Genomic DNA, 24,598 nt, shown 5'->3' on the forward strand with positions numbered 1-24,598 from the left:
CGCCCCCTTACAGCAACGACTTACCCGCACAAAATAGAATTGTGCTGTATAAACGTCCAGTTTAAAAGGAATTTCCTGCGAGGTACTACGCAAAATAAAAAGGCCGAACGCGTCGGCCTTTTTGAATAGACGGGAGAATTACAGTAAACGACGCGCAGCTTCCACCACGATTTTCACCGCGTGGCTTTCTGTTTGTTTCATCGTTTCCGCATTAGGGATCTCTTGCTGAGTACGGTTCACGATAACCCCCGCGACCATACCAGCACGCAGACCCTGGCTTGCGCACATGGTGAGCAGCGTAGCAGATTCCATTTCGTAGTTCATGACGCCCATAGACTGCCACTCTTCCATTGAGCCTTTGAAACGGCTCACTACGCGACCAGAGAAGGTGTCATAACGCTCCTGGCCCGGATAGAAGGTATCAGAAGACGCGGTAACGCCTACATGGGTGGTGGCGCCGATAGATTTCGCCGCTTCCACCAGCGCGGTGGTGCACTCGAAGTCCGCGACAGCCGGGAATTCCATTGGCGCGAAGTGCAGGCTTGCACCGTCCAGACGGACAGATGCTGTGGTGACCAGTACATCACCTACGTTGATATGTGGCTGAATGGCGCCAGTCGTACCGATACGCAGGAAGGTACGAATGCCCAGCTGTGCCAGTTCTTCTACGGCAATAGAGGTTGACGGACCGCCGATACCGGTAGAGCAAACGATCACGGCTTTACCATCCAGCTCAGCACGCCAGGTAGTGAACTCGCGATGAGATGCCAGCTTAACCGGCTTATCCATCAGCGCGGCGATCTTTTCCACACGCTCCGGGTCGCCAGGGACGATAGCGAGCTGAGCCCCTTGTAAATCGTTCTTAGTGAGGCCGAGATGAAAAACATCAGACTTAGACATAAAAACTCCTCTGTGAATCGGTTTTGTCAGAAGAAGCAAAAACACACTTTACCGAAGGCATGAACATATTTTCGTGACAGTCATCACTATGATGTAAATCAATTGCATTTCATTACCATAAAATAGTGATTTGAATCACATAAATGATGCGATGTAAGGAAGCCCTGCACAAAAGATAGACCGTTTAAGGCAATGTGGTTCGTTGCATGTGTCTATAGTTAACAATGCGCTTTTTGGCTGAATATTTAAGGGTACGGAGAATACCATGACAACACGACAATCTGGCTTTGCACCTGCTGTATCTCCACCGACGTCTACCACGGTTCACACTCCGGATAACGCCATTATCGCCGGTGTAACGTCCATACCTTCACAAGGCGATGATATGCCAGCGTATCACGCACGACCAAAACAGTCCGATGGCCCGCTACCAGTGGTCATTGTCGTGCAGGAGATTTTTGGCATTCATGAACACATTCGTGACGTTTGCCGCCGTCTGGCTCTGGAAGGGTATCTGGCTATCGCACCAGAGCTCTATTTTCGTGAAGGCGATCCCAATGACTTTGCTGATATCCCCACGTTGCTCAGCAGCCTTGTCGCCAAAGTGCCTGACTCTCAGGTATTGGCCGATCTGGATCACGTCGCCAGTTGGGCTTCTCGTAACGGAGGAGATGCCCACCAGTTGATGATCACCGGATTTTGCTGGGGTGGACGCATCACCTGGCTGTATGCAGCTCATAATCCGCAGTTAAAAGCGGCGGTAGCGTGGTATGGCAAACTGGTGGGCGATAAAACCCTCAACTCACCGAAACATCCTGTTGATATCGCGACCGATCTTAACGCCCCCGTTCTGGGACTTTATGGCGGCCAGGACACCAGTATTCCGCAAGATACCGTTGAAACAATGCGTCAGGCGCTGCGTGCCGCCAATGCAAAAGCGGAAATCGTGGTCTATCCCGATGCCGGACATGCGTTTAACGCCGATTATCGTCCGAGCTATCACGAAGAGTCCGCAAAAGATGGCTGGCTGAGAATGCTGGAGTGGTTCACACAATACGGCGGGAAGAAATAAACGTTAATTGCCCGGCGGCGACTACACCTTACCGGGCCTACAACTCTTGCTATTTCCTGTAAGCCGGGTAAGCGCTTGCGCTTCCCGGCCACCGGCTCTGAATTACGCCTGACGCAGGTTCTGCGCGGCTTTGACCATGTTCGCCAGCGCGGCGCGGGTTTCCGGCCAACCGCGCGTTTTCAGGCCGCAGTCCGGGTTCACCCACAGACGCTCGGCCGGAATACGCTGCTCGGCTTTCTTCAGCAGGGCTTCAATCCACTCCACGCTCGGGACGTTCGGCGAGTGAATATCGTATACGCCCGGCCCGATTTCGTTCGGATAGTCGAACTCTTCAAACGACTCCAGCAACTCCATATCAGAGCGTGAAGTCTCAATGGTGATCACGTCCGCGTCCAGCGCCGCAATGGAGTCCATGATGTCGTTGAACTCGCAGTAACACATGTGGGTGTGGATCTGGGTTTCATCCTTCGCCACCGCCGCGTTAATGCGGAAGGCTTCCACGCCCCACTCCAGATACGCCGCCCAGTCGCTGCGGCGCAGCGGCAGACCTTCGCGCAGTGCCGGTTCGTCAATCTGGATGATGCCAATACCCGCCGCTTCCAGATCCGCTACCTCATCACGCAGCGCCAGCGCAATCTGCTTAGCGATGGTTTCACGCGTCACGTCTTCACGCGGGAATGACCAGCAGAGAATGGTCACCGGACCGGTCAACATGCCTTTTACCGGTTTGTCGGTCAGCGACTGGGCATACTTTGCCCACTCCACGGTGATCGCTTCCGGGCGGCTGACATCGCCAATAACCACCGGTGGTTTCACGCAGCGAGAGCCGTAGCTCTGCACCCAACCATTCTGGGTAAAGACGAATCCGTCCAGGTGCTCGCCAAAATATTCCACCATGTCGTTACGTTCGGCTTCACCGTGCACCAGCACGTCGAGCCCCAGACGTTCCTGTTCAACAATCGCCTGTTTGATATGTTCCGCGATACCGGTGCGGTAGTTACCGGCATCCAGGTTGCCCTTTTTGAAGTCCAGACGCAGGCCGCGAATTTCCGTGGTTTGCGGGAATGAGCCGATAGTGGTGGTCGGCCATGCCGGCAGATTAAAGCGGGCACGCTGCGCTTCGGCGCGAACCGGGTAAGCGTTGGCACGTTGGCTGTCCTGGGCGGTGATCGCCGCCAGACGTTTTTCCACTGCGGCGTTGTGTACGCGGGTAGAGTGACGACGAGCCTGGATCGGTGCGCTCCACGCCACAATTGCCGCCGTATCACCGCTGTTCAACGCATCACGCAGCAGCGCCAGCTCGCCGCATTTTTGTAGGGCGAAGGCAAACCAGCTCTTCACTTCTGCATCAAGGCGGGTTTCCACGCTGAGATCGATTGGGCTGTGCAGCAAGGAGCAGGAAGAAGCTACCCACAGGTCACGTTTCCCGACGATATCTTTAATTTGCGCGTATTTTTCGCTGAGATCGGCACGCCAGACGTTGCGACCGTTCACCAGCCCCGCTGACAGCAACCAGTCGGCAGGCAGACGCTTGTGCAGCTCGGCCACATCATCTTTACCGTGCACGAAGTCAACGTGCAGCCCCTGCACCGGCAGCGCGGTAATGGTATCCAGGTTTGGCGTTACGCCTTCGAAGTAGGTGGTCAGTAGCAGCTTCACCTGACCCGTCAGCGCGTCATACGCCAGTTTGAAGGCGTTCAGCCAAACCTGAGGCAGCTCCAGCACCAGAGCCGGTTCATCAATCTGCACCCACTCAATACCGCGTTTCGCCAGCTCAGCCAGCACCTGCTGGTAAACCGGCAGAATATCGTTCAACAGACTCAGGCGGTCAAACTGTTCGCCCTTCACTTTCCCCAGCCACAGGTAAGTTACCGGTCCCAGCAGCACAGGTTTCACCTTGTGACCGAGCGCCAACGCTTCATCCACTTCATCCAGCAGTTGGGTCCAGGTCAGTTTGAACTGCTGACCTTTGGTGAACTCTGGCACCATGTAGTGATAGTTGGTGTTAAACCATTTGGTCATTTCTGCTGCCGCCGCGGGCTCTCCAGTTGGTGCGCGGCCACGGCCAATGCGGAATAAGGTATCGATATCGACCGAGCCGTCTTTATTTTGATGACGAGCCGGAACGTTGCCGAGCAGCAGGCTGGTGGTCAGCACGTGATCGTACCAGGCAAAATCGCCCACCGGCAGCAGGTCAACGCCCGCCTGCTTCTGCTGATCCCAGTGACGGGCACGCAGCTCGCGGCCAACGGTTAGCAAATCTTCACGGGAAGAATTTCCCGCCCAGTAGCTTTCTTGCGCTTTTTTCAGCTCGCGACGCAGGCCAACGCGAGGGAAACCGAGGGTGTGATTAAGTATTGTCATTTTTCTTCCTCTAATTATATGTAAATCCTATTGATTTTTAATTTAGGGAAGGTGGCAAGTTTATTCATCCCAGGAGCTTACTGAAGTAAGTGACCGGGGTGGAAAAATACAGCCAACGCACCATAAATTTAAAAGACGAAGGATTTTAGCCATCCAGATGTTTACACATCCATAATTGACAGTTACTGTATATTCCTCAAGCGCAATTTGTTCATGCCGAAGTGAAGGACTTTCATGATCGAGATTAAACACCTGAAAACGCTCCAGGCGTTGCGGAATAGTGGTTCGCTGGCGGCCGCAGCGGCGACGTTGCATCAGACCCAATCCGCCCTCTCTCACCAGTTCAGCGATCTGGAACAGCGCCTTGGCTTTCGACTTTTTATCCGTAAAAGCCAGCCTCTGCGCTTTACGCCGCAAGGCGAAATTTTGCTGCAGTTAGCAAATCAGGTGTTGCCGCAAATTGGTCGTGCGCTGCAGGCCTGCAACGAACCGCAGCAAACCCGGCTGCGGATCGCTATTGAATGCCATAGCTGTATTCAATGGCTGACGCCCGCGCTGGAGAATTTTCGTGCCAACTGGCCGCAGGTGGAGATGGACTTTAAATCCGGCGTGACGTTCGATCCGCAACCAGCGCTACAGCAGGATGAGCTGGATCTGGTGCTGACATCCGACATTCTGCCGCGTAGCGGACTGCACTACTCGCCGATGTTCGATTTTGAAGTCCGCCTGGTACTGGCGCCGGACCATCCGCTGGCCAGCAAGACGCAGATCACGCCGGAGGATTTAGCCAGTGAGACGCTGCTTATTTACCCGGTGCAACGGAGTCGACTGGATGTCTGGCGGCATTTCTTGCAGCCTGCGGGCGTTAGTCCGTCGCTGAAGAGCGTGGATAACACCCTGCTGCTGATTCAGATGGTTGCAGCCAGAATGGGTATTGCAGCTTTACCACACTGGGTGGTGGAGAGTTTTGAACGCCAGGGCCTGGTGGTGACCAAAACCCTGGGTGATGGATTGTGGAGCCGGCTGTACGCCGCCGTGCGCGATGGCGAGCAGCGACAGCCGGTCACGGAAGCGTTTATTCGCTCAGCGCGGAATCACGCCTGCGATCACCTGCCGTTTGTACGGAGTGCGGAACGACCCACTTTCGATGTACCCACAGTGAAGCCACTATCACAGCCGCACCAATGATGAAGCTTGGCCAGTGAGGCTGTTGATGCCAGATAGCCAGGTTAACCAGCAGCCCGGCCGGCACATGCATATTGTTCATGATGCCCAGCGTCCCCGCATCCACCTGGGTCGCGCCGTAGTTCCACATAAAGTAACCAATGCCGGACGCTGCCACGCCAAGAAAGACCAGAATTCCCCACTGTAGCGTGGTTGCAGGCATTTTCTGCGCATTCCCCAGCATGAACCAGGCCACGACCGCCACCATAAAGGCCCCCATGTAAAACCAGGCAAAGGCGTTGTGCTGCGGCATTGGCCGCGTTTCCATCAGACGCTTGTAGCCCACCATGCCAATGGCAAAGCTGATATTGGACAACTGCACCAGCAGCAGGCCGGTCCAGAAGTGGCTGGTCACCTGATCGTAACGAATGATCCCCGCACCAACCACCGCCAGCAACGCACTGAAGGCGTAGCTCCAGCGCAGACGACGTCCGCTCATCAGGTCATAAATCAGCGTAATGTAGAGCGGCGTCAGCACGGTAAAGAGCAGCAGTTCTGAAACCGTCAGGTACAGATAGGCGTGAAAACTCAGCATATACATAATGCCAAGCTGCATGGCGCCCACCAGCATATACAGCGCGATGGTTTTTACGCTATGCCCACGGGTACGTAAAAACGGCAGGAACACCAGCGCCGCCAGCCCAACGCGCACCAGCACCGCAAAATAGCTATCGACATGACCGGCAAGGTACTCGCCAAACAGGCTAAAGGAAAAGGCCCACAGAATTGTGGTAATGATGAGTAACGCCACAATGGATGTCTCTTAACAAAAGGTACGCCCATTGTAGCGAAGTTTTAAGTTGACATCTGGTCAACTAACGAACAATAACATTACTGCAAAAACAGCTCACGCAGATAATGCGGCACGGCATCGTCGGCATTAAGACCAATGACTTCCAGTTCCGGATGCAGATCCTTCAGGCGCTGGTGAGCATTGCCCATAATGCAGCCTTTACCTGCCATGGAAAGCATTTCCGCATCGTTCATTCCGTCGCCAAAAGCGATGCAATCTTTCAGGCTGTAGCCCATCGCTTTCGCTACCGCTTCAAGCGCATGACCTTTCGATACGCCGCCAGCCATGACTTCCAGGCAGGTAAGCGTAGAGAAACTGACGTTCACGCGGTCGCCCCAGCGGGCGTTAATCGCCTGCTCCAGCGGCAGCAGCCTTTCGTGAGAATCGGTGGTGAAAAACACCTTACTCACACCTTCCGGCTCCAGTAGCGCAGGTTCAAACAGTGAATAGTTAAACACTGCTTCTTTGAAGAAGCGCATTTCGTCCGGGCGATGGCGGTTCATAAACCACTCATCATCACGATAAACGTTGGTCACGATGTCCGGGTTTGCATTCACCACGCCAAACAGGTCGCTGGCAATGTCGCGATCCAGGTTATGCGAAAACACCAGATTCCCGTCAGAATCATGCACCCGCGCGCCGTTGGACGTGATCATGTAGGTTTTAATGCCGAGGTTATCGCGAATTTGCCCCACATCAACATGATGACGGCCAGTCGCAAACACGAAGTTAACGCCACGAGCGGTCAATAACTTCAGCGTCTCTTTGGCATAAGGGGACAGAGTATGGTCGGGAGAAAGCAGCGTACCGTCTAAATCAGACGCAACAACCTGATACATAAGAAAATTCAACCTCTAGGCAAAGCGGGTTCCGCTGGATGAGTTATGCTTGTCGAAAAATTCGACAATAGCGTTAAGCGCGACTGAGCGCATTGCGTCCTTTTCAAAAAGGATCTCATGGTACGCGCCTTTGATGACCAGCGGCTGCCCCCCTTCTACGGGATGGCCCGCTGCGGCGCGGAGTTCACAAAAACGATCGTGCATGCGGTTATCTACCACACGCTCTTCTTCGGCCTGAATCAGCAGCGTCGGCGTCGCGTCGTCTCCTGCTCCAGCCAGAACCTGTTCGCCTGCCAGAATACCTTCACGTACCCAGTGGTAGGTGGGGCCGCCAACGCGCAGCCGTGGCTCATCCGCATAGAAGCGTAGATTGCGCCGATAGCGCTGTCGACTATGGGTTAACGCATTCATACCGAATGGCAGCGCCCGCCAGCGCCCGGTACCCATCGCATAACCTTCGCGGATCCGCGGATGCCCTTCAGCCCAGTCCAGAATGTGGCGTACCATCCAGTCGGGAAAGCGCATCACAATACCAAACATCGGCGCGCAAAGCGCGATGGCATCACACTGATTCGGGTGGCGCTGCAAGAATAACGTGGCTATCGCACCGCCCATTGAATGCGCCAGTATATAGCGCTTTCTCCACGGACCGGGTAGCACTTCCTGCTGCCAGAAGGCGGTTAAATCGTCGACATAGTCATTAAAGTTATCGACATGACCGCGATGCGGGTCCGAAAGCATACGCCCGGAACGCCCCTGGCCACGGTGATCGATAATGAGGACGTCAAAACCAGAATGAAACAGGTCATACGCCAGTTCAGCGTATTTCACGTAGCTTTCAATGCGTCCAGGACAGACGACGATGACGCGATCGTTTTTTTCTGCGTGAAAACGCACAAAATGGACGGGGATATCATCCACGCCCGTAAATTCCGCTTCTTCCCGCTGACGCCAGAAATCTGTCAGTGGCCCCATGGAAAAAGCAGCAAACGCGTTTTCTCTTGTTTCCCAGTCTTTTTGCTGCTGAAACATCGGGTATCCAGCCTCGCTGACCAAGTAAAATCGTTTTTTTCGCCGTCGCTGACACAACCTAACGGCAGTAGCGTATTGTGGCATAAAAATAGACAATCCGGGAGTTTCTCATGACCTTTGAATGGTGGTTCGCCTACCTGTTGACCTCTATTATTTTGAGCTTGTCTCCAGGCTCTGGCGCAATCAACACCATGACCACCGCCATCAGTCACGGTTATCGCGGCGCCAGCGCGTCGATCGCTGGTTTACAGACCGGGCTTGGCATTCATATCGTTCTGGTTGGTGTAGGACTGGGAACGCTATTTTCACGTTCGGTGATCGCATTTGAGGTGCTGAAGTGGGCAGGGGCGGCCTATCTGATTTGGCTGGGTATTCAGCAATGGCGGGCGGCGGGTGCTATCGATCTGAACACCATGGCGAATACGCAATCGCGCAGCCGCCTGTTCAAACGCGCAGTCTTTGTTAATCTGACCAACCCCAAGAGCATTGTTTTCCTTGCCGCCCTGTTCCCGCAGTTTATCCTGCCGCAGGAACCGCAGTTAATGCAGTATGTGGTGCTTGGCGTCACGACCATCGTGGTCGATATCATTGTGATGATCGGTTACGCGACGCTGGCCACGCGCATTGCTGGCTGGATTAAAGGGCCAAAGCAAATGAAAGCGTTAAACAAAGTGTTTGGCTCGCTGTTTATGCTGATAGGCGCCTTGTTAGCCTCGGCACGGCATGCCTGATGAAGGCGCCGGAGGCGCTTGCGCTTATCCGGCCCGGAAGGAACTTAACGCGAAATAATCAGGTGGATACCGAAGCCCGCAAACAGCGCACCGGCAAAACCATCAATCCACTTCGCCAGACGCTGATAGCCACGACGCATTTTCGGCAGTGCAAACAGGCTGGCGACTACGGTAAACCACGCCAGCGTTTCCACGATGATCAGGGCAAAGATCCCCCAGCGTGCGCCCGTTCCCACGTTATCGCCAACGAACAATGAGAACACGGAGCCAAAATAGATAATGGCTTTAGGGTTCGCCAGGTTGGTCAGCAGCCCCTTCAAAAAGCTGCGTCCGCTCTGTGCCAGCTCAACTTGCGGAGTGGGAGTCGCAACATCCTGTTTTTTAAATGCACCACGTAGCATCTGATAACCCATCCAGCACAGATACAGCCCCCCGCCCACCATAATAATGGTGTGCAGCCAGGCCATTTTTTCGATAATCAGATGTAGGCCGAGCAGCGCTACGCCAGCCCAGACCATGACGCCACAGGTAATACCCAGCACGCCCATCATGGCTTCTTTGCGCGAACGGCTAACCGCTGTTTGAGAAACAAAGAAAAAGTCGGGACCAGGGCTCATCAGCGCAACGATATGCACCAACGCAACGGTGAAAAATAGCGTTAACATAAAAATGACTCGCGGGGGAAATAGTTCAGTGAGTCACCATCCTGGCACTTTTTTGCCTGGCTGACTACTCTTCGTCGTCACCATCAACGTGCGCGCGAATAAGCGCCATAAACTCTTTGCCAAAACGCTCAAGTTTACGCATCCCCACGCCATTAACGCTCAGCATTTCGCTCGGTGAAACTGGCATCTGCTCAGCCATTTCAATCAGCGTGGCATCGTTGAACACTACATACGGCGGGATATTTTCTTCATCAGCAATGGCTTTACGCAGCTTCCGCAATTTGGCGAACAGTTTGCGATCGTAATTGCCACCGAAGGATTTCTGCATCGCTCGCGGTTTCAGCGCCACAATACGCGGTACCGCAAGCTGTAGCGCAACATCACCACGCAGTACCGGACGCGCGGCTTCGGTTAGCTGTAACGCGGAGTGATGAGCAATATTCTGCGTCACCAGCCCAAGATGAATAAGCTGGCGGATAACGCTTACCCAATGTTCGTGGCTTTGCTCACGACCAATGCCATAGACAGGCAGCTTGTCATGGGCCAGCTCGCGAATTCGCTGGTTATTCGCTCCGCGCAGAACCTCCACGACATAACCCATACCAAAGCGTTGATTAACACGGTAGATAGTCGACAGCGCTTTGCGCGCATCCATGAGTCCGTCGTACTGTTTTGGCGGGTCGAGACAGATGTCGCAGTTACCACACGGCTCCTGACGCCCCTCGCCAAAATAGTTCAACAGCACCAGACGACGACAGGTTTGCGCCTCGGCAAACGCCCCCATCGCATTGAGCTTATGCCGTTCGATATCCAGCAGTTGCCCGGCGGGTTTCTCTTCGAGGCAACGGCGCAGCCATGCCATATCAGCCGGATCGTAAAACAGCATTGCTTCCGCAGCCAGGCCGTCACGCCCGGCGCGGCCGGTTTCCTGGTAATAGGACTCGATGTTGCGCGGAATATCGAAATGCACCACGAAGCGTACGTTGGGTTTGTTGATTCCCATGCCAAACGCCACGGTCGCTACGACGATTTGCAGGTCATCACGCTGGAATTTCTCCTGCACTTCTGCACGTACAGCGTTTTCCAGCCCGGCATGATAAGCCCCGGCGCTAATGCCTCGGCTTTGCAGACGCGCGGCGGTGTCTTCTACTTTAGCGCGACTGTTACAGTAGATAATACCGGACTTACCGCGCTGCTCTTGCACGTAGCGCATCAGTTGATCGAGCGGCTTAAACTTCTCCATCAACATGTAGCGAATATTCGGGCGATCAAAGCTGCTGATCTGAATTAACGGGTCGTTGAGCCCCAGCAGACGCACAATATCCAGCCGGGTTGTCTCGTCCGCGGTCGCGGTCAGCGCGACAAACGGCAGAGTTGGGAAACGCTGACGCAACTGCCCCAGCGCGGCGTATTCCGGGCGGAAATCATGCCCCCACTGCGAAATACAGTGCGCTTCATCAACCGCCAGCAGCACCGGGTTCCAGTGCGCCAGATTTTCAAGGAAGTTATCCAGCATCAGGCGTTCGGGCGCAATGTACAGTAAGCGAATCTGCCCGCTACGACAGCCTGCCATCACCTCAAGCTGCTGCTCACGACTTTGGCTGGAGTTCAGACACGCGGCCGCCACGCCGTTGGCAAGCAGTTGATCGACCTGATCTTTCATCAGAGAAATCAGCGGAGAAACAACAACGGTGAGCCCGTTAAGCAATAATGCGGGAATTTGATAGCACAGGGATTTTCCGCCACCGGTCGGCATAACGACCAGGCAGTCGCGACCAGCGATCACGGTATCAATGATTTCTTCCTGACCAGGGCGAAACTGTTGGTAGCCAAAGGTTTCCTGCAAAACCTGTTTAGCGCCCATTTCCAGATTCAACACTTCCGCCTGCGCCACATTAACCCCATTAGCCTGAAATAAAAACAGGCGCTATTTTCAGCGCCTGAGAGAGAAACTGCAATGATTAAAATACTCTCAATACCTGTCAGAAGATATCGTTAAGCATTACACCCACGCCAACACGGGTCTGATTGAAGTTGTAGTCAATCAGTGATTCGCCGTAGCCGCTGTAGACCTGGGTATAAAGACGCACATGCTTGGTAATGGGATAACTGGCCCCCAGCTCTGCGCCGCCGTAGCCGGTATTCCAGTTGTACTGGCCTTTCACACTGATCACCGCGTCACCCAGGTGATAACCCATTTTCAACTGATAGTAGCCCATATATTTGGTGATATCAGGGTTATCATCAGTGCTGCCGATAACGTACCACGGCTTAACTTCCACCAGCCAGTTACCGTTTTCAGCCATCAGCCGGGTGTAAAGGCGGTTCCAGCTACGTGAGGTGGGGTCGGATCGACCATTGGAGTCATGGTTATAGCCCATTTCAACATCGCGGAGCGTCCAACCGGCAAAGCGATAGTCGGTGGCGAAACCGAGGAACAATTGCGGTTCATAGTTGGTTTCGCGAAACGGCGCAGACTCTTCACTGTTCGAAAGCTGCCACCAGGACTTCTGGGTATAGGAACCGCCGAGTACCGAGTTCGGGCCTAATATTCCGCGCCAGAGCGGAAACGCCAGGCTTAGCTGAAACTTAACCTCATCTTTGCGCGCATTTTCTGACCAGCTATAGCTGCTGATCGCCTCTTTGTTCATGTCGCTGGTATTGGTGTAGATGAGATAGTTGGTCTCATAAGGATAAAGCGTGAAAGGGTTGTCATGCTCCTGCAGCATGTTGGCGATGATACTGCCGCGAACCGCCGGTGCATCATGAATCTCTTTCACTGTCGCTTCCTGCGCATACGCGGTCAACGGCAGCATGACTGCTGGTAGTAACCATCCCAGAATCGCCCGCATCGGTAATGTTCTCCTGAACCAAAATATTGATGAATTGTATAATTATCTGGCAAGTATTCTACATACTTAGCGAGTTCCTCGTTAGTTATCCCGTCCTAAAGTAGAAAACAACAAATAATAAGCATAATATCAACATTTCATTAACCATTGAGATGTAGGGATCGTATGTCTGCCGTACTTACTGCTGAGGAAGCGCTGAAGTTAGTGGGTGAAATGTTTGTCTATCACATGCCGTTTAACCGGGCGCTGGGTCTGGAGCTTGAACGCTATGAGAAAGAATTTGCGCAATTAGCCTTTAATAATCAACCGATGATGGTCGGCAACTGGGCGCAAAGCATTCTGCATGGCGGCGTGATCGCGTCGGCGCTGGACGTTGCCGCCGGGCTGGTGTGCGTTGGCAGTACGCTGACCCGCCATGAGACGATCAGCGAGGACGAACTGCGTCAGCGAATGTCACGTATGGGAACAATCGATTTGCGCGTTGATTACCTGCGCCCGGGGAGAGGAAATCGCTTTACCGCTACCAGCAGCCTGCTGCGGGCGGGGAATAAAGTCGCCGTTGCGCGCGTGGAACTGCATAACGAAGAACAGCTTTATATTGCCAGCGCAACCGCCACTTATATGGTGGGGTAAGTGCCCAAAAAAAGGTAAACTGCTGTTACATTTCTGAAATGAGTTTTCCCGATGGATGCTAAACAAACGCGGCAGGGCGTGTTACTCGCTCTTGCTGCTTATTTTATTTGGGGTATCGCTCCTGCCTACTTCAAGCTGATTTACTATGTCCCGGCGGATGAGATCCTGACGCACCGCGTCATCTGGTCATTTTTCTTTATGGTGGTACTGATGAGCATCAGCCGCCAGTGGTCGGGCATCAAAACGCTGCTACAAACGCCAAAGAAGATCTTCCTGCTGGCGCTCTCTGCAGTGCTCATCGGTGGAAACTGGCTACTGTTCATTTGGGCGGTCAATAATCATCATATGCTGGAAGCCAGCCTGGGCTATTTTATTAACCCGCTGGTGAATATTGTGCTGGGAATGCTTTTCCTCGGCGAGCGCTTTCGTCGCATGCAGTGGCTGGCGGTACTGTTAGCCGCCTGCGGCGTACTGGTACAGCTGTGGACCTTCGGATCGCTGCCAATCATCGCGTTGGGCCTGGCGTTCAGCTTTGCTTTCTATGGTCTGGTACGCAAGAAGATTGCCGTCGAAGCACAAACCGGCATGCTGATCGAAACCCTGTGGCTTTTACCTGTTGCGGCTATCTATCTGTTTGGCATCGCGGACAGCCCAACCAGCCATATGGGTCAAAACCCCATGTCACTCAATCTGCTGCTGATTGCTGCAGGTGTCGTGACCACCATTCCGCTGCTGTGCTTTACCGGCGCGGCGACCCGCCTGCGTCTGTCCACGCTGGGTTTCTTCCAGTATATCGGACCCACGCTAATGTTCCTGCTGGCCGTCACTTTCTACGGTGAAGTTCCGGGAGCGGATAAAATGGTCACGTTTGCGTTTATCTGGGTGGCGCTGGCAGTTTTCGTGATGGATGCGATTTATACGCAACGACGGGTACGTCGGAGCTGAAGAAGTGCCGGATAAGGCGTAACCGCCATCCGGCACAGCCATTACAGCCAGTTCTTGCGCTTAAAGTACAGATACGGTGCCAGACCCGCGAGCATCATAAAGACAATCGCCCCTGGGTAACCGAAGCTCCAGTGCAGTTCCGGCATGAACTCAAAGTTCATCCCGTAGCTGGAAGCCACCAGCGTCGGCGGCAGGAACACCACAGAGACCACCGAGAAGATCTTGATGATGCGGTTCTGCTCGATATTGATAAAGCCCATCGCCGCCTGCATCAGGAAGTTAACTTTCTGGAACAGTGATTCGTTGTGCGGCAGCAGGGATTCGATATCGCGCAGAATCTCGCGCGCCTGTTCCAGCTGACTCCCCGGCAAACGCGCTTTACGCACCAGGAAGTTCAGTGCGCGCTGGGTATCCATCAGACACAGGCGGACCTTCCAGCCAATATCTTCCAGTTCCGCCAGCGTCGAAAGCGCTTCGTCATATTCATCGCCCTGACGCCCTTCCATGATCACACGGCTGAGTTTTTCCAGGTCGCTGTAGATATTTTCGATCTCATCCGCCAACTGTTCAATTTTAGTTTCGAACAGGTCGAGCAGCAGCTCGTAAGCGTTGCCATCCACCATCGCCTGATTACGCGCACGCATGCGGTACAGACGGAATGCCGGCAGCTCGCGCTCGCGCAGAGTAAACAGGCGACCTTCGCGAATGGTAAATGCGACGGTTGAGTTACCCGCGTGATCGTCGGCATCTTCATAGAAGAAGAAGGAGTGAATGTGCAGACCGTCTTCGTCTTCAAAAAAACGCGCAGATGCTTCGATGTCTTCCAGTTCAGGGCGCGTAGCCAGATTCTGGCCCAAGTCCTTTTGCACACGGTTTCGTTCTTCGTCATCCGGCTCGACTAAATCGACCCAAACCGAACTGGCCAGGTGCTCGATCTCGTCTGCCTCAAGGCGAGTTAAACGATTGTTTTCCAGTTGAAATGCGCTCAGCATGACCGGGACTCCCAATGCAAAAAATTATCGGACAGTTCGGAGGGCACACAGAAACAAATTGGGTTTCAGACCATTAAACAGCCTGACTCAGCGCGACGGGAAAAAACAGAAGGTCGCTGACAACCGCGAAGGCTATCAGCAAAAAGGGATAGCCTTAGGAGTTGATCCTGGATGACAGGATAATGAGCCAGTATCTACTGGGTGTGTCCAAGGCGAATGTCCTCTTAGCGTAATCGTGCGCGCATGTTACGCCAGCAAAATTTTGACGTCAACACGCAACAGATGGCGAAAAAGTAATAATTTCCCCTTATACAAAAAGGTTAGCAGAGGGGAATTATTTATCTATGATTTCAGAATATTAACCGACAGATAGCGGGATGGCGGCTTCGCCTTGTCCGGCCTGGAAATCAAAATGTTACCCGGTCTGTAGGCCGGATAAGACGCGCCAGCGTCGCCATCCGGCAAAGCCAAACCGATCAAACCGTTTCCAGTCTGGCGTAGGCTGCCACCAGCCATTTGATCCCTTGCCCCTGGAACGCGACCTGCAAACGACTATGCTCACCGCTTCCTTCCAGATTGACGATGGTGCCCTCACCAAACTTAGCGTGGCGCACGCGCTGGCCGAGCTTGTAGCCGGTATCATTTTCCGCCATTGGCGTGCCCATCCGCTGATGGCTCACCGGACGGCTAACCGTGGCGCGCAGGCGAACCTCTTCAACGCACGCTTCCGGCAGTTCGCCGATAAAGCGCGACGGACGGTGGTAAACCTCTTTGCCGTACAGACGACGCGTTTCGGCGTAGGTCAGCGTCAGCTTTTGCATCGCGCGGGTCACGCCTACGTAAGCCAGGCGGCGCTCTTCTTCGAGGCGCCCACCTTCGTCCAGCGACATCTGGCTGGGGAACATGCCTTCTTCCATACCCACGATAAATACCTGCGGGAACTCCAGACCTTTCGCCGAGTGCAGCGTCATCAATTGTACCGCATCCTGCCAGGTATCCGCCTGCCCTTCGCCTGCTTCCAGCGCGGCGTGTGACAGGAACGCCTGTAGCGGCATTAAGTCTTCGTCTTCTTCGTTGTAGCTGAACTGGCGCGTTGCCGTCACCAGTTCGTCTAAGTTTTCGATACGCGTCTGACCCTTCTCGCCTTTTTCCTGCTCGTACATCATGCGCAGGCCGGAGTCTTTAATCACCCGGTCAGTCTGCACGTGCAGCGGCATATCGGCGGTCTCCTGCGCCAGCGCATCGATCAGCTCCATAAAACGCTGTAAGGCGCTGGCGGCGCGACCCGCGAGGGCTTTTTCCTGCAACAGCTCACGACAGGCCTGCCACAACGTAAGCTGGCGGTCACGGGAGGTCTGACGCACGACATCTAATGTACGATCGCCAATCCCGCGGGTTGGCGTATTCACCACACGTTCAAATGCGGCGTCGTCATTGCGGTTAGCGATCAGGCGCAGGTAGGAGAGCGCATCTTTGATTTCCTGGCGTTCGAAGAAGCGCATCCCACCATAGATACGGTACGGCATGCTGGCTTGTAACAACGCCTCTTCCAGCACGCGCGACTGGGCGTTGCTGCGATACAGAATGGCGCACTGTTCCAGCGCACCGCCGTTGTCCTGCCAGGTTTTGATACGATTGACCACAAAACGCGCTTCATCGAGTTCGTTGAACGCGCAGTACAGTGAAATTGGTTCGCCGTCGACGCCATCGGTCCACAGCTTTTTCCCCAAACGCCCGTTGTTGTTTTCAATCAGGGCGTTGGCCGCGCTGAGGATGTTGTTGGTCGAGCGGTAGTTCTGCTCCAGGCGAATGGTTTCTGCGCCCGGGAAATCCGTGAGGAAGCGCTGGATGTTTTCCACTTGCGCCCCGCGCCAGCCGTAGATCGACTGGTCATCATCGCCAACGATCATCACTTTGCCGGTATCGCCCGCCAGCAGGCGGATCCAGGCGTACTGAATGTTGTTGGTATCCTGGAATTCGTCCACCAGGATATTGGTAAAGCGTTCGCGGTAGTGCTGCAGGATATGCGGCTTGTTGAGCCACAGTTCATGGGCGCGCAGCAACAGCTCGGCGAAATCCACCAGCCCCGCGCGGTCACACGCTTCCTGATAGGCCTGATACACCTTTTGCCAGGTTTGCTCAACCGGGTTGCCATAGCTCTGCAGATGGTGCGGGCGCAGCCCTTCGTCTTTCTGGCTATTGATAAACCACATCGCCTGACGCGGTGGCCACTGTTTCTCATCAAGATTCATCGCCTTGATCAAACGCTTGAGCAAACGCAATTGGTCTTCGCTGTCGAGGATCTGGAAATCCTGCGGCAGGTTCGCATCCATATGGTGCGCGCGCAGCAGGCGGTGCGCCAGACCGTGGAATGTACCCACCCACATACCGCCCTGGCTGGTTCCCATGATCTGGCCAATACGGTGGCGCATTTCCGCCGCTGCTTTGTTGGTAAAGGTCACCGCCATAATGGAGTATGGCGAGTTGTTCTCTACCGTCAGTAACCAGGCGATACGGTGCACCAGCACGCGAGTTTTACCACTCCCCGCGCCGGCCAAAACCAGCATGTTGCTGCGTGGCGCGGCCACCGCTTCACGCTGTTTATCATTAAGGCTGTCGAGCAGGTAAGAAACGTCCATTGGCACCGCCGCGTAAAAGTAGGTAAGGCGGATAAGCGTAGCGCCATCCGCCAAAAAGCTGGGTATATATACAGAGTTCTGCTGGTGATTATATCAGCGAGGTCAGAGATGCCAACTGTGAAATTTCGATATGCGGCAGCAAACGGCTGTCTGCGGTTTGCATCAGGTCGGCATTTTCCGGTTTGATCCAGCAGGCCTGCATACCGCAACGGATGGCCCCCGCCACGTCTGTCGTCAGGTCATCGCCCACATGCAGAATCTCACCCACGGGCATTTTCAGTTTATCCGCCGCCAGCGCATACATGTCGCTGAACGGTTTTGATCGCCCGTCGGGACCGGCGCGCAGCACAAACTCAAAGTAATCGCCCAGGCCGAACAGTTCTGGCTGTGCGTTACCGTTGGTGATCGCCACCAGCGGCCATTTGCGGGCCAGCACCTTCAGCGTGTCATGCGTCGCCTGCGGGACGTCAATGCGGCTACGCCATTTGGCGAAATTCATCATCGCCGCATTCGCCCCCATTCTGGCTTCTGCTTCTGACAATCCCGCCTCCAGCATAGCGCGCTCTACGGCGCGGTGACGCCATTGGGTAACGTCGTGGTAGATTTCCGGCTCGGCGTCGCGAACGGCCTGACGTAAGCGCTGTAGGTCGCTATTTTGCAGCGAATTCAACGCCGGATGGTAATTCTGTACAAACGCGAGCGCTTCCTGCTCGGTGCGTGTGATAACGGGACGGTTATCGTAAAGGGTGTCATCAAGGTCAAAGGTGAGCGCAGAAATGCGCCCCAAAGGCCGGTAAAAACGCATTATTTCCCCCGTTTGGCGCGTGGATGCGCCGCATCGTACACTGAAGCCAGGTGTTGAAAATCAAGATGGGTATAGATTTGGGTAGTGGAGAGATTAGCATGCCCCAATAACTCCTGTACCCCGCGCAGATCGCCGCTCGACTCCAGCATATGCGTCGCAAAAGAGTGGCGCAATTTGTGGGGATGTACGTGGCTGTTCAGCCCCTGTTTGATCCCCCATTCCGCAAAGCGTTTTTGTACATTACGCGCAGAAATGCGTTTGCCCAGTTTTGACAGGAATAACGCATCGTCATCGCAGCCAAATAGCCCCCGCAGGTCCAGCCAGTGCTCAATCCACGCCACTGCATTGCGGCCAATTGGCAGGCGACGTTCTTTACTGCCCTTCCCCATCACCCATACTTCGCCGGTGTCGAGATCGAGATGTTTAATATCCAGCCCAACCAGTTCAGACAAACGCAGCCCTGCGCCGTACATCACTTCTAACATTGCCCGATCGCGCACGGCGAGGGGATCGTTGAGGTCGATATCCAGCAGACGATTAACGTCGTCGACATCGATATTTTTAGGTAGATGACGCGGTGCTTTCGGCGCGGAAACACTTTTTGCGGGATTGGCTTTCAGCTCGCCCTGATTAACCAGCCAGTCAAAGAAACTGCGCAATGCGGAGAGACGCAGCGCCAGGCTCGCCGGCCCCAGCCCTTTACGACGGCTGCGCACGGCAAAACTGCGTACCATCGAAGCGTCACATTGTTGCCAGCTTTGCAGACCGGTCTCTCCGGCTAACGCAATGATGGCATCAAGCTGACGCTGATAATTCAGCAATGTGATCGGGCTAAGCTGGCGCTCAACGCCCAGATAGCGTAAAAAGCGCGCCACATCCTGAGAAAGGGGTGAGTCGGTCATACGCGTTCAATCCAGCGCTCCAGCAGCTCCGGCAACATCAGCGAGATTTCCTGCAGTAATTGCGTACCTTGCCCCTGCTGGTAATGATTAACGTCGCGACTGCTGAACAGCATCACGCCCAGGGATCCATCTTGCCCCAACATCGACATCGCCACCGAGCCTATTGCTTTCGCTTCGGGCATCATGACCAGAAGTTCCGGGCCATTGAGCGGTCCAAGATAGTGCAGTGACTGGCCCAGACGCTGAATACGCAGCGGTTCAAAAGCCTGACGGCTTAATGCCAGATGAGTGAATTTTGATGGTGCACCAAGTCGCCAGCGATCCGGGAACAGACGAACCGTCGCCCCAGCCAGCCCTAACTCACGCGCCCAGCGATGAAATCGCATCAGCATGTCGTCAAGACTGCTGGCCGATACCAGACGGGCTTGCAGATTTAACAGACGATAGAACAGGCTTTCATTGGCGTTGGCTTGTTCCATCAACAACGCCATATTCTCTTCCAGCACGTTAATATGATTACGTGCCCGCGCCATATGCCATTCCACTAAAGAGACCGTGCCCCGCACCGGGTGCGGAACACGCATCGCTTCAACTGCCTGGGCATTACGGATAAAAAACTCAGGATTACGTTGCAGGTAATCGACGACCGCCCGGTCGTCCAGCTCCATGAGCGTTTCCTGTAGTTCTTCCCCTGGTTGCTTCATAAGTGAATAAATCCGTCGTAGACATGTGCCGCCGGGCCAGTCATATACAGCGGATGACCCGGACCTTTCCAGGCGATATCAAGTCGACCGCCCGGTAATTCCACCCTCACTTCTTCTGCCAGCAGGCCCTGCTGGATACCAACCGCAACAGCGGCGCACGCACCGCTGCCGCAGGCCTGCGTTTCACCCGCGCCGCGCTCATAGACGCGCAGCCGGATATGCTCGCGCTTTACCACTTGCATAAATCCGATATTGGCACGTTCAGGAAAGCGTTCGTGACTTTCCAGAACCGGCCCCAACGTTTCTACCGTGGCCGTATCAACATCATCAACCTGAATTACGCAGTGCGGGTTCCCCATTGAAACCACGCCGCACAATACTGTCTGTTCAGCCACGCGCATAATATAGGTCTTCTCTGCTTTGTTGGCGCGAAACGGAACCTGCGCGGGTTCAAAATTGGGTTCACCCATATTCACCCGTACCAGCTCGTCGTCGGTTACGGTTAATACCATACGACCATTAGCGGTACTGACGCGAATATCACGCTTATTGGTCAGCCCTTTCAGGCGAACAAAGCGGGCAAAACAGCGGGCGCCATTGCCACACTGTGACACTTCACTACCGTCGGCATTAAAAATACGGTAGTGGAAATCCAGCTCCGGATCATACGGAGGTTCAACCACCAACAGTTGATCAAATCCAACGCCGAGATGCCTGTCGGACAAGCGGCGGATCAGCTCTGGTGAGAAAAAGACATTCTGCGTTACCGCGTCGACGACCATAAAATCGTTGCCAAGGCCATGCATTTTAGAGAATTGCATCATTCACTCCGTTCACGCGGGTACAGAAATATACATCTATTCCTGCCGTCAGTAATTCACCTGAGAAGGCCCGTCACTAATCCCACGATCGTTTTTCTCTGGCGTGGTGGATTGTGATTGCGGCTGAACGCTCTTGGTCGGAGGCGGCGCGGTTTTATCTGCTGGCGGGAAATAGAGCGGACCTTTTAGCCCACAGCCCGTCAGGCTGAACAGAGTAAAAATGACAGCGAGTGGCTTTAACACGTTTTTCATTATCGATTGCCTGTAAAGTTCATGCTTTCTGTTTTCTATCATCGCAGGAGAAGGCGTAAAAGCAAGAGTTAGCCTGTAATCTGCAACGCGTTTTGTTTCAGGTTATACTGCCGTCATCACGAAAAACAGGATAAGAAAATGAACGACAGTGAATTTCATCGCCTTGCTGACACCCTGTGGATGACCATTGAAGAGCGTCTGGATGACTGGGACGGCGACAGCGATATCGATTGTGAGATCAACGGCGGCGTGCTGACCATCAGCTTCGAAAACGGCAGCAAAATTATTATTAACCGTCAGGAGCCGCTGCATCAGGTGTGGCTGGCGACCAAACAGGGCGGCTACCACTTTGACCTGAAAGGCGACGAGTGGATCTGCGATCGTAGCGGCGAAACGTTCTGGGATCTGCTAGAACAGGCGGCGACACAGCAGGCGGGTGAAGAGGTGAGCTTCCGTTAAGTTTTATTGCCGGATACGCTTCGCTTATCCGGCATCATGCTCACGAGAAATACTGCTGCAACAGCGGAGTGTCGTTTTCCTGACTGACGGGCGGCACGGCGCTAATCGGCTGGGTACGGAACGGGATCACCTGCGCGCGCCCGTCGGTTTTCACAATCTGATAGAACTGCGGCAGGTTAAAGTTGATGAAGCTGGAGCCGTAGGTAAAGCGATCGTGCGACGACGAGTAGAAACGGCTGACATCGCGTACCAGCTCCTCTTTGCTACCTTCGCAGTGGTGATACACCTCAGCCCGATTACTCTCATCCAGAATGTAGATATTAAAGCCCTGCTCATCACCCGTTTCTTCGAAAAAGAACTGAATGATCCCTTCGCTGGCAAAACCGTCAACCACTGACGGGAGTTTCACATGATTGGTCTCAACCTGAACGGAAAGCCCGTGCAGTTTGTTATGTGAAATCGCGCCATAAAATTCAATCGCGTTTTCCAGCTTCTGTACCGAGACGTTCAGGCGCTCGAAGAACAGACCCCACGTCTGACCAGAAACGCGCAGCGCTTTGAAGCGTCCGGTTTCCTGACGGGTGCTGGAGAGGCGCAACTCGATGCACTCAGACACCAGTTGCTGCACGCGGGTGCGAATTAAACCGCGCAGATGCTGGCTATAGCAGAAAACCTCGACGCTATCCGGCGGCGCGGCATCCTGGTGCATTTTGCCCAGAATCGTTTTTAACGCTTCAATCATCGCCTGCTCACCGTTGAAGTGCAGCGTACGCACTTCATTCCACGAGTTGCGGTACAGCAGGTCGACGCTACCCACCAGGCAATTTTGTTCTTCACCAAAGCTGAAGACGTCCAGCTTACGGAAATCAAAATGTACCACCTGATTGCGAAATGCTGCCGTCGGGTCATATTCAAGGTTAACGATAATCGCCAGGTGGCGAATCTCGCACGGGCTATAGAGCGCCTTCGGCGTTGGCGCTGGCAGTCGCAGTGGGAAGTGGTGCGACACGTCGGCGACCATTTCTTGCAGCTTCGGCAAATCAACAATGCCGTTGCCCTTAATAAATAAATGCGTACGCGAGGTCAGCAGGCCGTTGAACCAGGCCCACGCCACCAGTTTATTGAGGTAGCGGTTATATTCCAGCGGCTGATGGCTGATGATCGAGTCCATGTTAGGCGCGCGGTTATAGAGATACCAACCCGAACGGTTGGCACGGCCCGGCGGCACATGGATAAAGGTCAGATTCGGTTCCGAGAGATCCGGAGATATCTGCGGGTTCACCAGCGTTACTTTACCTGGTAATGCTTCAAACGCGGCATACAGCTTACGGGTCAGCACGCCGATATCCTGCGGGCTGGCGCTCACGCTGAGGTTATTTCGGCGGGCAAAACGGATCAGGTTACGATAGCTCTGCATCATCGCATCGAGCAGTTCGTTATGCGCTTCGCGTACCTGGTCAATCTTCCAGTTAGCGCGGTTATCCAGCATGGTCAGACGGGCGTCATCCCAGCCCCACTCTTTCACTAACTGACTTAATACTTCACGACGCCAGCCCACGCAGGCGCGCTCGCGGCTCAGTTTCTCACACACTTTTAAGTAGAAACATCGACGCACTAAATCCAGACGAGTCGGGTCTTCGATCGCCGTGAGGTACTCGGTAACGCGCTCCAGCATCATGCAGTAAGGGTCTAGACCAAAAGAGACGATCTCGCCATCGTGCAGGCGCTGTTTAATATCTTTCGCCAACAGGCGTGGATTGGGGTATTCCCAGGAATAAGCTTCCAGCAGCAGCGTTTTCAATACCGCTTTGTACGGGGAGTCGATACTCTTGTACAGCTGCCAGAGGCTGGCGCCAAAGTACTCTTCGGCGGAGAGCGAACTGAGTCCGCCGAGATCCAGCCATTCGTTTGGCGTTAACACCCCCTGTGCGTAAAGCGTCATGACGTAATCGTCGTAATGCTCTTCTTCGTCGCCCGGCACCATATTCCACAGAATACGTTTACCCGCGAGACGCACAGCGGTGCGATAGAATTCATCAAGCAACAGGATATGCTGCGTCGAGCCACAGTCTTCACCACCCAAACTGCCGCTTTCATTGTGGCGGAAACGGTTTTCATCAATCAGGAAGAAGCTGACTTCCACGCCCAGCGAGGCGGCCCAGCTTTCCAGCAGGCTACATTTACGCTGCAGCAGCTGGCGCTCTTCGCTATCCAGCCAGGATTGATGGCAGACCCAAATATCAAGGTCAGAGGAACAGCTTTGCCCTACCGAAGAGGTGCTGCCCATTGAGTAAACGCCGGTGATAGGCAGTTCGCCCTTGGGAGGATCCTGCGGTGACATACCGCGGTACAGTTCCAGTTCGTTCAGGTAGTGGCGTTGGGTTTCATCAGGCGTGTAAAGGCATATGCCTTTGGGAACGTTACCATCAAGGTAACCCGGCATCAGCGGATGGTGGTAGTGCAATAATGTCGGCAGCAGACTGTATACCTGCTGGAAGGCAGGTCCCATGGCAGCAAGCGCGCGATCCACACGCAGTTGATTTATGGCATCCAGTCTCTGTTTCAGAGTCTCAATATAGAGGTACAAGACGTATCGCCTGATGTTGCTATCCGTCATGTTGTCGATTGCTGCGGCACAAGCGCTCACAATAATCGTCATCAATTCGGATAAACCGTATGTCAAAAATAACCGTTACCTGTTTTTTCGCCCATATTTTTTTATGCTGTACAGCCGAAAAAATGGTCTAAAACGTGATCAATTTAACACCTTGCTCATTGACCGTAAAGAAAGATGCGCTACATACAAGTGTAGCACCGTTCGTTACGTGTAAATTCCTTCATACGGTCGGGAGGTTTCTCGTCATTATTCACTGCCAGTGATGATGCAGCGCCTTTTCCTCTCACTCACGTTTGAGCGTAACGCTGACATCCCTTTGATAAGGATGTTAGGATGGTCAATGATTGATAATGACGG

General features: G+C 54.0%; 23 protein-coding genes. 6 read left to right on the forward strand and 17 right to left on the reverse strand.

Annotated elements, in window-relative coordinates; translation table 11 throughout:
- Positions 1-138: 138 nt before the first annotated feature.
- The gene (gene udp, locus HV350_RS24435) at positions 139-900 is read right to left on the reverse strand and encodes a uridine phosphorylase (RefSeq protein ID WP_006686084.1); all 762 of its coding nucleotides are present in this window, start codon (positions 898-900) and stop codon (positions 139-141) included.
- 265 nt (positions 901-1,165) lie between these two features.
- Here udp and HV350_RS24440 point away from each other — a divergent pair, with 265 nt between their 5' ends.
- The gene (locus tag HV350_RS24440; RefSeq protein WP_016155137.1) at positions 1,166-1,972 is read left to right on the forward strand and encodes a dienelactone hydrolase family protein; all 807 of its coding nucleotides are present in this window, start codon (positions 1,166-1,168) and stop codon (positions 1,970-1,972) included.
- Positions 1,973-2,074: 102 nt separating this feature from the next.
- Here the strand turns inward: HV350_RS24440 and metE are convergent, their stop codons facing one another.
- Positions 2,075-4,336, reverse strand: coding sequence for a 5-methyltetrahydropteroyltriglutamate--homocysteine S-methyltransferase (gene metE, locus HV350_RS24445; RefSeq protein ID WP_181629510.1), 2,262 nt, complete (start codon positions 4,334-4,336; stop codon positions 2,075-2,077).
- Positions 4,337-4,570: 234 nt separating this feature from the next.
- On the opposite strand from metE, the gene metR reads away from it, so the two are divergent.
- Positions 4,571-5,524, forward strand: a complete 954-nt coding sequence (gene metR / locus HV350_RS24450) for an HTH-type transcriptional regulator MetR (RefSeq protein ID WP_003017908.1) — start codon at positions 4,571-4,573, stop codon at positions 5,522-5,524.
- On the opposite strand, the gene HV350_RS24455 is transcribed toward metR, so the two are convergent.
- The 3 genes from HV350_RS24455 to pldB form a co-directional block, all read right to left on the reverse strand.
- Positions 5,412-6,311, reverse strand: a complete 900-nt coding sequence (locus tag HV350_RS24455; protein ID WP_047358745.1) for a carboxylate/amino acid/amine transporter — start codon at positions 6,309-6,311, stop codon at positions 5,412-5,414. The two genes, metR and HV350_RS24455, sit on opposite strands and share 113 nt — an antisense overlap.
- A gap of 80 nt (positions 6,312-6,391) precedes the next feature.
- On the reverse strand, positions 6,392-7,192 hold the full coding sequence (gene yigL / locus HV350_RS24460) for a sugar/pyridoxal phosphate phosphatase YigL (RefSeq protein WP_008787091.1): 801 nt from the start codon (positions 7,190-7,192) through the stop codon (positions 6,392-6,394).
- Between the two features lie 15 nt (positions 7,193-7,207).
- Positions 7,208-8,224, reverse strand: a complete 1,017-nt coding sequence (gene pldB, locus HV350_RS24465; protein ID WP_003017911.1) for a lysophospholipase L2 — start codon at positions 8,222-8,224, stop codon at positions 7,208-7,210.
- Between the two features lie 110 nt (positions 8,225-8,334).
- Between pldB and rhtB the strand changes: the two genes are divergently transcribed.
- Positions 8,335-8,955, forward strand: coding sequence for a homoserine/homoserine lactone efflux protein (rhtB, locus tag HV350_RS24470; protein WP_003828938.1), 621 nt, complete (start codon positions 8,335-8,337; stop codon positions 8,953-8,955).
- 44 nt (positions 8,956-8,999) lie between these two features.
- Here rhtB and rhtC read toward each other — a convergent pair whose 3' ends face one another.
- The 3 genes from rhtC to pldA form a co-directional block, all read right to left on the reverse strand.
- On the reverse strand, positions 9,000-9,620 hold the full coding sequence (gene rhtC / locus HV350_RS24475; RefSeq protein ID WP_016155134.1) for a threonine export protein RhtC: 621 nt from the start codon (positions 9,618-9,620) through the stop codon (positions 9,000-9,002).
- 64 nt (positions 9,621-9,684) lie between these two features.
- On the reverse strand, positions 9,685-11,514 hold the full coding sequence (gene recQ / locus HV350_RS24480; protein WP_181629512.1) for an ATP-dependent DNA helicase RecQ: 1,830 nt from the start codon (positions 11,512-11,514) through the stop codon (positions 9,685-9,687).
- A gap of 88 nt (positions 11,515-11,602) precedes the next feature.
- The gene (gene pldA, locus HV350_RS24485) at positions 11,603-12,472 is read right to left on the reverse strand and encodes a phospholipase A (protein WP_016157849.1); all 870 of its coding nucleotides are present in this window, start codon (positions 12,470-12,472) and stop codon (positions 11,603-11,605) included.
- A gap of 165 nt (positions 12,473-12,637) precedes the next feature.
- Between pldA and yigI the strand changes: the two genes are divergently transcribed.
- Together yigI and rarD are read left to right on the forward strand one after the other, a co-directional pair.
- Positions 12,638-13,105 carry an acyl-CoA thioesterase YigI gene (yigI, locus tag HV350_RS24490; RefSeq protein ID WP_003017917.1) on the forward strand — a complete coding sequence of 156 codons (468 nt, stop codon included), beginning with the start codon at positions 12,638-12,640 and terminating at the stop codon, positions 13,103-13,105.
- A 51-nt stretch (positions 13,106-13,156) separates the two neighbouring features.
- A complete protein-coding gene (rarD, locus tag HV350_RS24495) occupies positions 13,157-14,050 on the forward strand; it encodes an EamA family transporter RarD (protein WP_016155131.1) in 894 nt (297 codons plus the stop codon).
- A gap of 41 nt (positions 14,051-14,091) precedes the next feature.
- Here the strand turns inward: rarD and corA are convergent, their stop codons facing one another.
- From corA to HV350_RS24530, 8 genes are all read right to left on the reverse strand, one after another.
- The gene (corA, locus tag HV350_RS24500; protein ID WP_003017920.1) at positions 14,092-15,042 is read right to left on the reverse strand and encodes a magnesium/cobalt transporter CorA; all 951 of its coding nucleotides are present in this window, start codon (positions 15,040-15,042) and stop codon (positions 14,092-14,094) included.
- 154 nt (positions 15,043-15,196) lie between these two features.
- Positions 15,197-15,253, reverse strand: a complete 57-nt coding sequence (gene ysgD, locus HV350_RS26565) for a YsgD/CorL family protein (RefSeq protein ID WP_212723238.1) — start codon at positions 15,251-15,253, stop codon at positions 15,197-15,199.
- Positions 15,254-15,518: 265 nt separating this feature from the next.
- Positions 15,519-17,681 (reverse strand): DNA helicase II, encoded by a 2,163-nt coding sequence (gene uvrD, locus HV350_RS24505; RefSeq protein WP_003828957.1) that lies wholly within the window; start codon positions 17,679-17,681, stop codon positions 15,519-15,521.
- An 88-nt stretch (positions 17,682-17,769) separates the two neighbouring features.
- On the reverse strand, positions 17,770-18,486 hold the full coding sequence (gene yigB, locus HV350_RS24510; RefSeq protein WP_181629514.1) for a 5-amino-6-(5-phospho-D-ribitylamino)uracil phosphatase YigB: 717 nt from the start codon (positions 18,484-18,486) through the stop codon (positions 17,770-17,772).
- Positions 18,486-19,388: a tyrosine recombinase XerC gene (xerC, locus tag HV350_RS24515; protein WP_049040600.1), complete on the reverse strand. Its 903-nt coding sequence runs from the start codon at positions 19,386-19,388 to the stop codon at positions 18,486-18,488. Before xerC ends, yigB begins: the two co-directional genes overlap by 1 nt.
- Positions 19,385-20,092 (reverse strand): DUF484 domain-containing protein, encoded by a 708-nt coding sequence (locus HV350_RS24520; protein ID WP_047358746.1) that lies wholly within the window; start codon positions 20,090-20,092, stop codon positions 19,385-19,387. The genes xerC and HV350_RS24520 overlap by 4 nt, the downstream gene beginning before the upstream one ends.
- A complete protein-coding gene (dapF, locus tag HV350_RS24525) occupies positions 20,089-20,913 on the reverse strand; it encodes a diaminopimelate epimerase (protein WP_016155126.1) in 825 nt (274 codons plus the stop codon). Before dapF ends, HV350_RS24520 begins: the two co-directional genes overlap by 4 nt.
- Positions 20,914-20,961: 48 nt before the next feature.
- Positions 20,962-21,165, reverse strand: coding sequence for a lipoprotein (locus HV350_RS24530; protein WP_003017937.1), 204 nt, complete (start codon positions 21,163-21,165; stop codon positions 20,962-20,964).
- A 138-nt stretch (positions 21,166-21,303) separates the two neighbouring features.
- Here HV350_RS24530 and cyaY point away from each other — a divergent pair, with 138 nt between their 5' ends.
- Positions 21,304-21,624 carry an iron donor protein CyaY gene (cyaY, locus tag HV350_RS24535; protein WP_003828967.1) on the forward strand — a complete coding sequence of 107 codons (321 nt, stop codon included), beginning with the start codon at positions 21,304-21,306 and terminating at the stop codon, positions 21,622-21,624.
- Positions 21,625-21,664: 40 nt separating this feature from the next.
- Here the strand turns inward: cyaY and cyaA are convergent, their stop codons facing one another.
- On the reverse strand, positions 21,665-24,211 hold the full coding sequence (gene cyaA / locus HV350_RS24540; RefSeq protein WP_019078435.1) for a class I adenylate cyclase: 2,547 nt from the start codon (positions 24,209-24,211) through the stop codon (positions 21,665-21,667).
- Between the last annotated feature and the right edge of the window lie 387 nt (positions 24,212-24,598).

Source organism: Citrobacter sp. RHBSTW-01013 (genome assembly GCF_013781985.1).
GTDB classification, from domain to species: Bacteria; Pseudomonadota; Gammaproteobacteria; order Enterobacterales; family Enterobacteriaceae; genus Citrobacter; species Citrobacter braakii.

Bases quoted from the DNA above. Each gene is read 5' to 3' on its own strand.
- corA (WP_003017920.1), bottom strand. From the start codon at position 15,042: ATGCTGAGCGCATTTCAACTGGAAAACAATCGTTTAACTCGCCTTGAG.
- pldA (WP_016157849.1), bottom strand. From the start codon at position 12,472: ATGCGGGCGATTCTGGGATGGTTACTACCAGCAGTCATGCTGCCGTTG.
- yigI (WP_003017917.1), top strand. From the start codon at position 12,638: ATGTCTGCCGTACTTACTGCTGAGGAAGCGCTGAAGTTAGTGGGTGAA.
- rarD (WP_016155131.1), top strand. From the start codon at position 13,157: ATGGATGCTAAACAAACGCGGCAGGGCGTGTTACTCGCTCTTGCTGCT.
- yigL (WP_008787091.1), bottom strand. From the start codon at position 7,192: ATGTATCAGGTTGTTGCGTCTGATTTAGACGGTACGCTGCTTTCTCCC.
- pldB (WP_003017911.1), bottom strand. From the start codon at position 8,224: ATGTTTCAGCAGCAAAAAGACTGGGAAACAAGAGAAAACGCGTTTGCT.
- HV350_RS24530 (WP_003017937.1), bottom strand. From the start codon at position 21,165: ATGAAAAACGTGTTAAAGCCACTCGCTGTCATTTTTACTCTGTTCAGC.
- HV350_RS24520 (WP_047358746.1), bottom strand. From the start codon at position 20,092: ATGAAGCAACCAGGGGAAGAACTACAGGAAACGCTCATGGAGCTGGAC.
- uvrD (WP_003828957.1), bottom strand. From the start codon at position 17,681: ATGGACGTTTCTTACCTGCTCGACAGCCTTAATGATAAACAGCGTGAA.
- udp (WP_006686084.1), bottom strand. From the start codon at position 900: ATGTCTAAGTCTGATGTTTTTCATCTCGGCCTCACTAAGAACGATTTA.
- HV350_RS24440 (WP_016155137.1), top strand. From the start codon at position 1,166: ATGACAACACGACAATCTGGCTTTGCACCTGCTGTATCTCCACCGACG.
- metR (WP_003017908.1), top strand. From the start codon at position 4,571: ATGATCGAGATTAAACACCTGAAAACGCTCCAGGCGTTGCGGAATAGT.
- rhtB (WP_003828938.1), top strand. From the start codon at position 8,335: ATGACCTTTGAATGGTGGTTCGCCTACCTGTTGACCTCTATTATTTTG.
- cyaY (WP_003828967.1), top strand. From the start codon at position 21,304: ATGAACGACAGTGAATTTCATCGCCTTGCTGACACCCTGTGGATGACC.
- xerC (WP_049040600.1), bottom strand. From the start codon at position 19,388: ATGACCGACTCACCCCTTTCTCAGGATGTGGCGCGCTTTTTACGCTAT.
- rhtC (WP_016155134.1), bottom strand. From the start codon at position 9,620: ATGTTAACGCTATTTTTCACCGTTGCGTTGGTGCATATCGTTGCGCTG.
- yigB (WP_181629514.1), bottom strand. From the start codon at position 18,486: ATGCGTTTTTACCGGCCTTTGGGGCGCATTTCTGCGCTCACCTTTGAC.
- metE (WP_181629510.1), bottom strand. From the start codon at position 4,336: ATGACAATACTTAATCACACCCTCGGTTTCCCTCGCGTTGGCCTGCGT.
- dapF (WP_016155126.1), bottom strand. From the start codon at position 20,913: ATGCAATTCTCTAAAATGCATGGCCTTGGCAACGATTTTATGGTCGTC.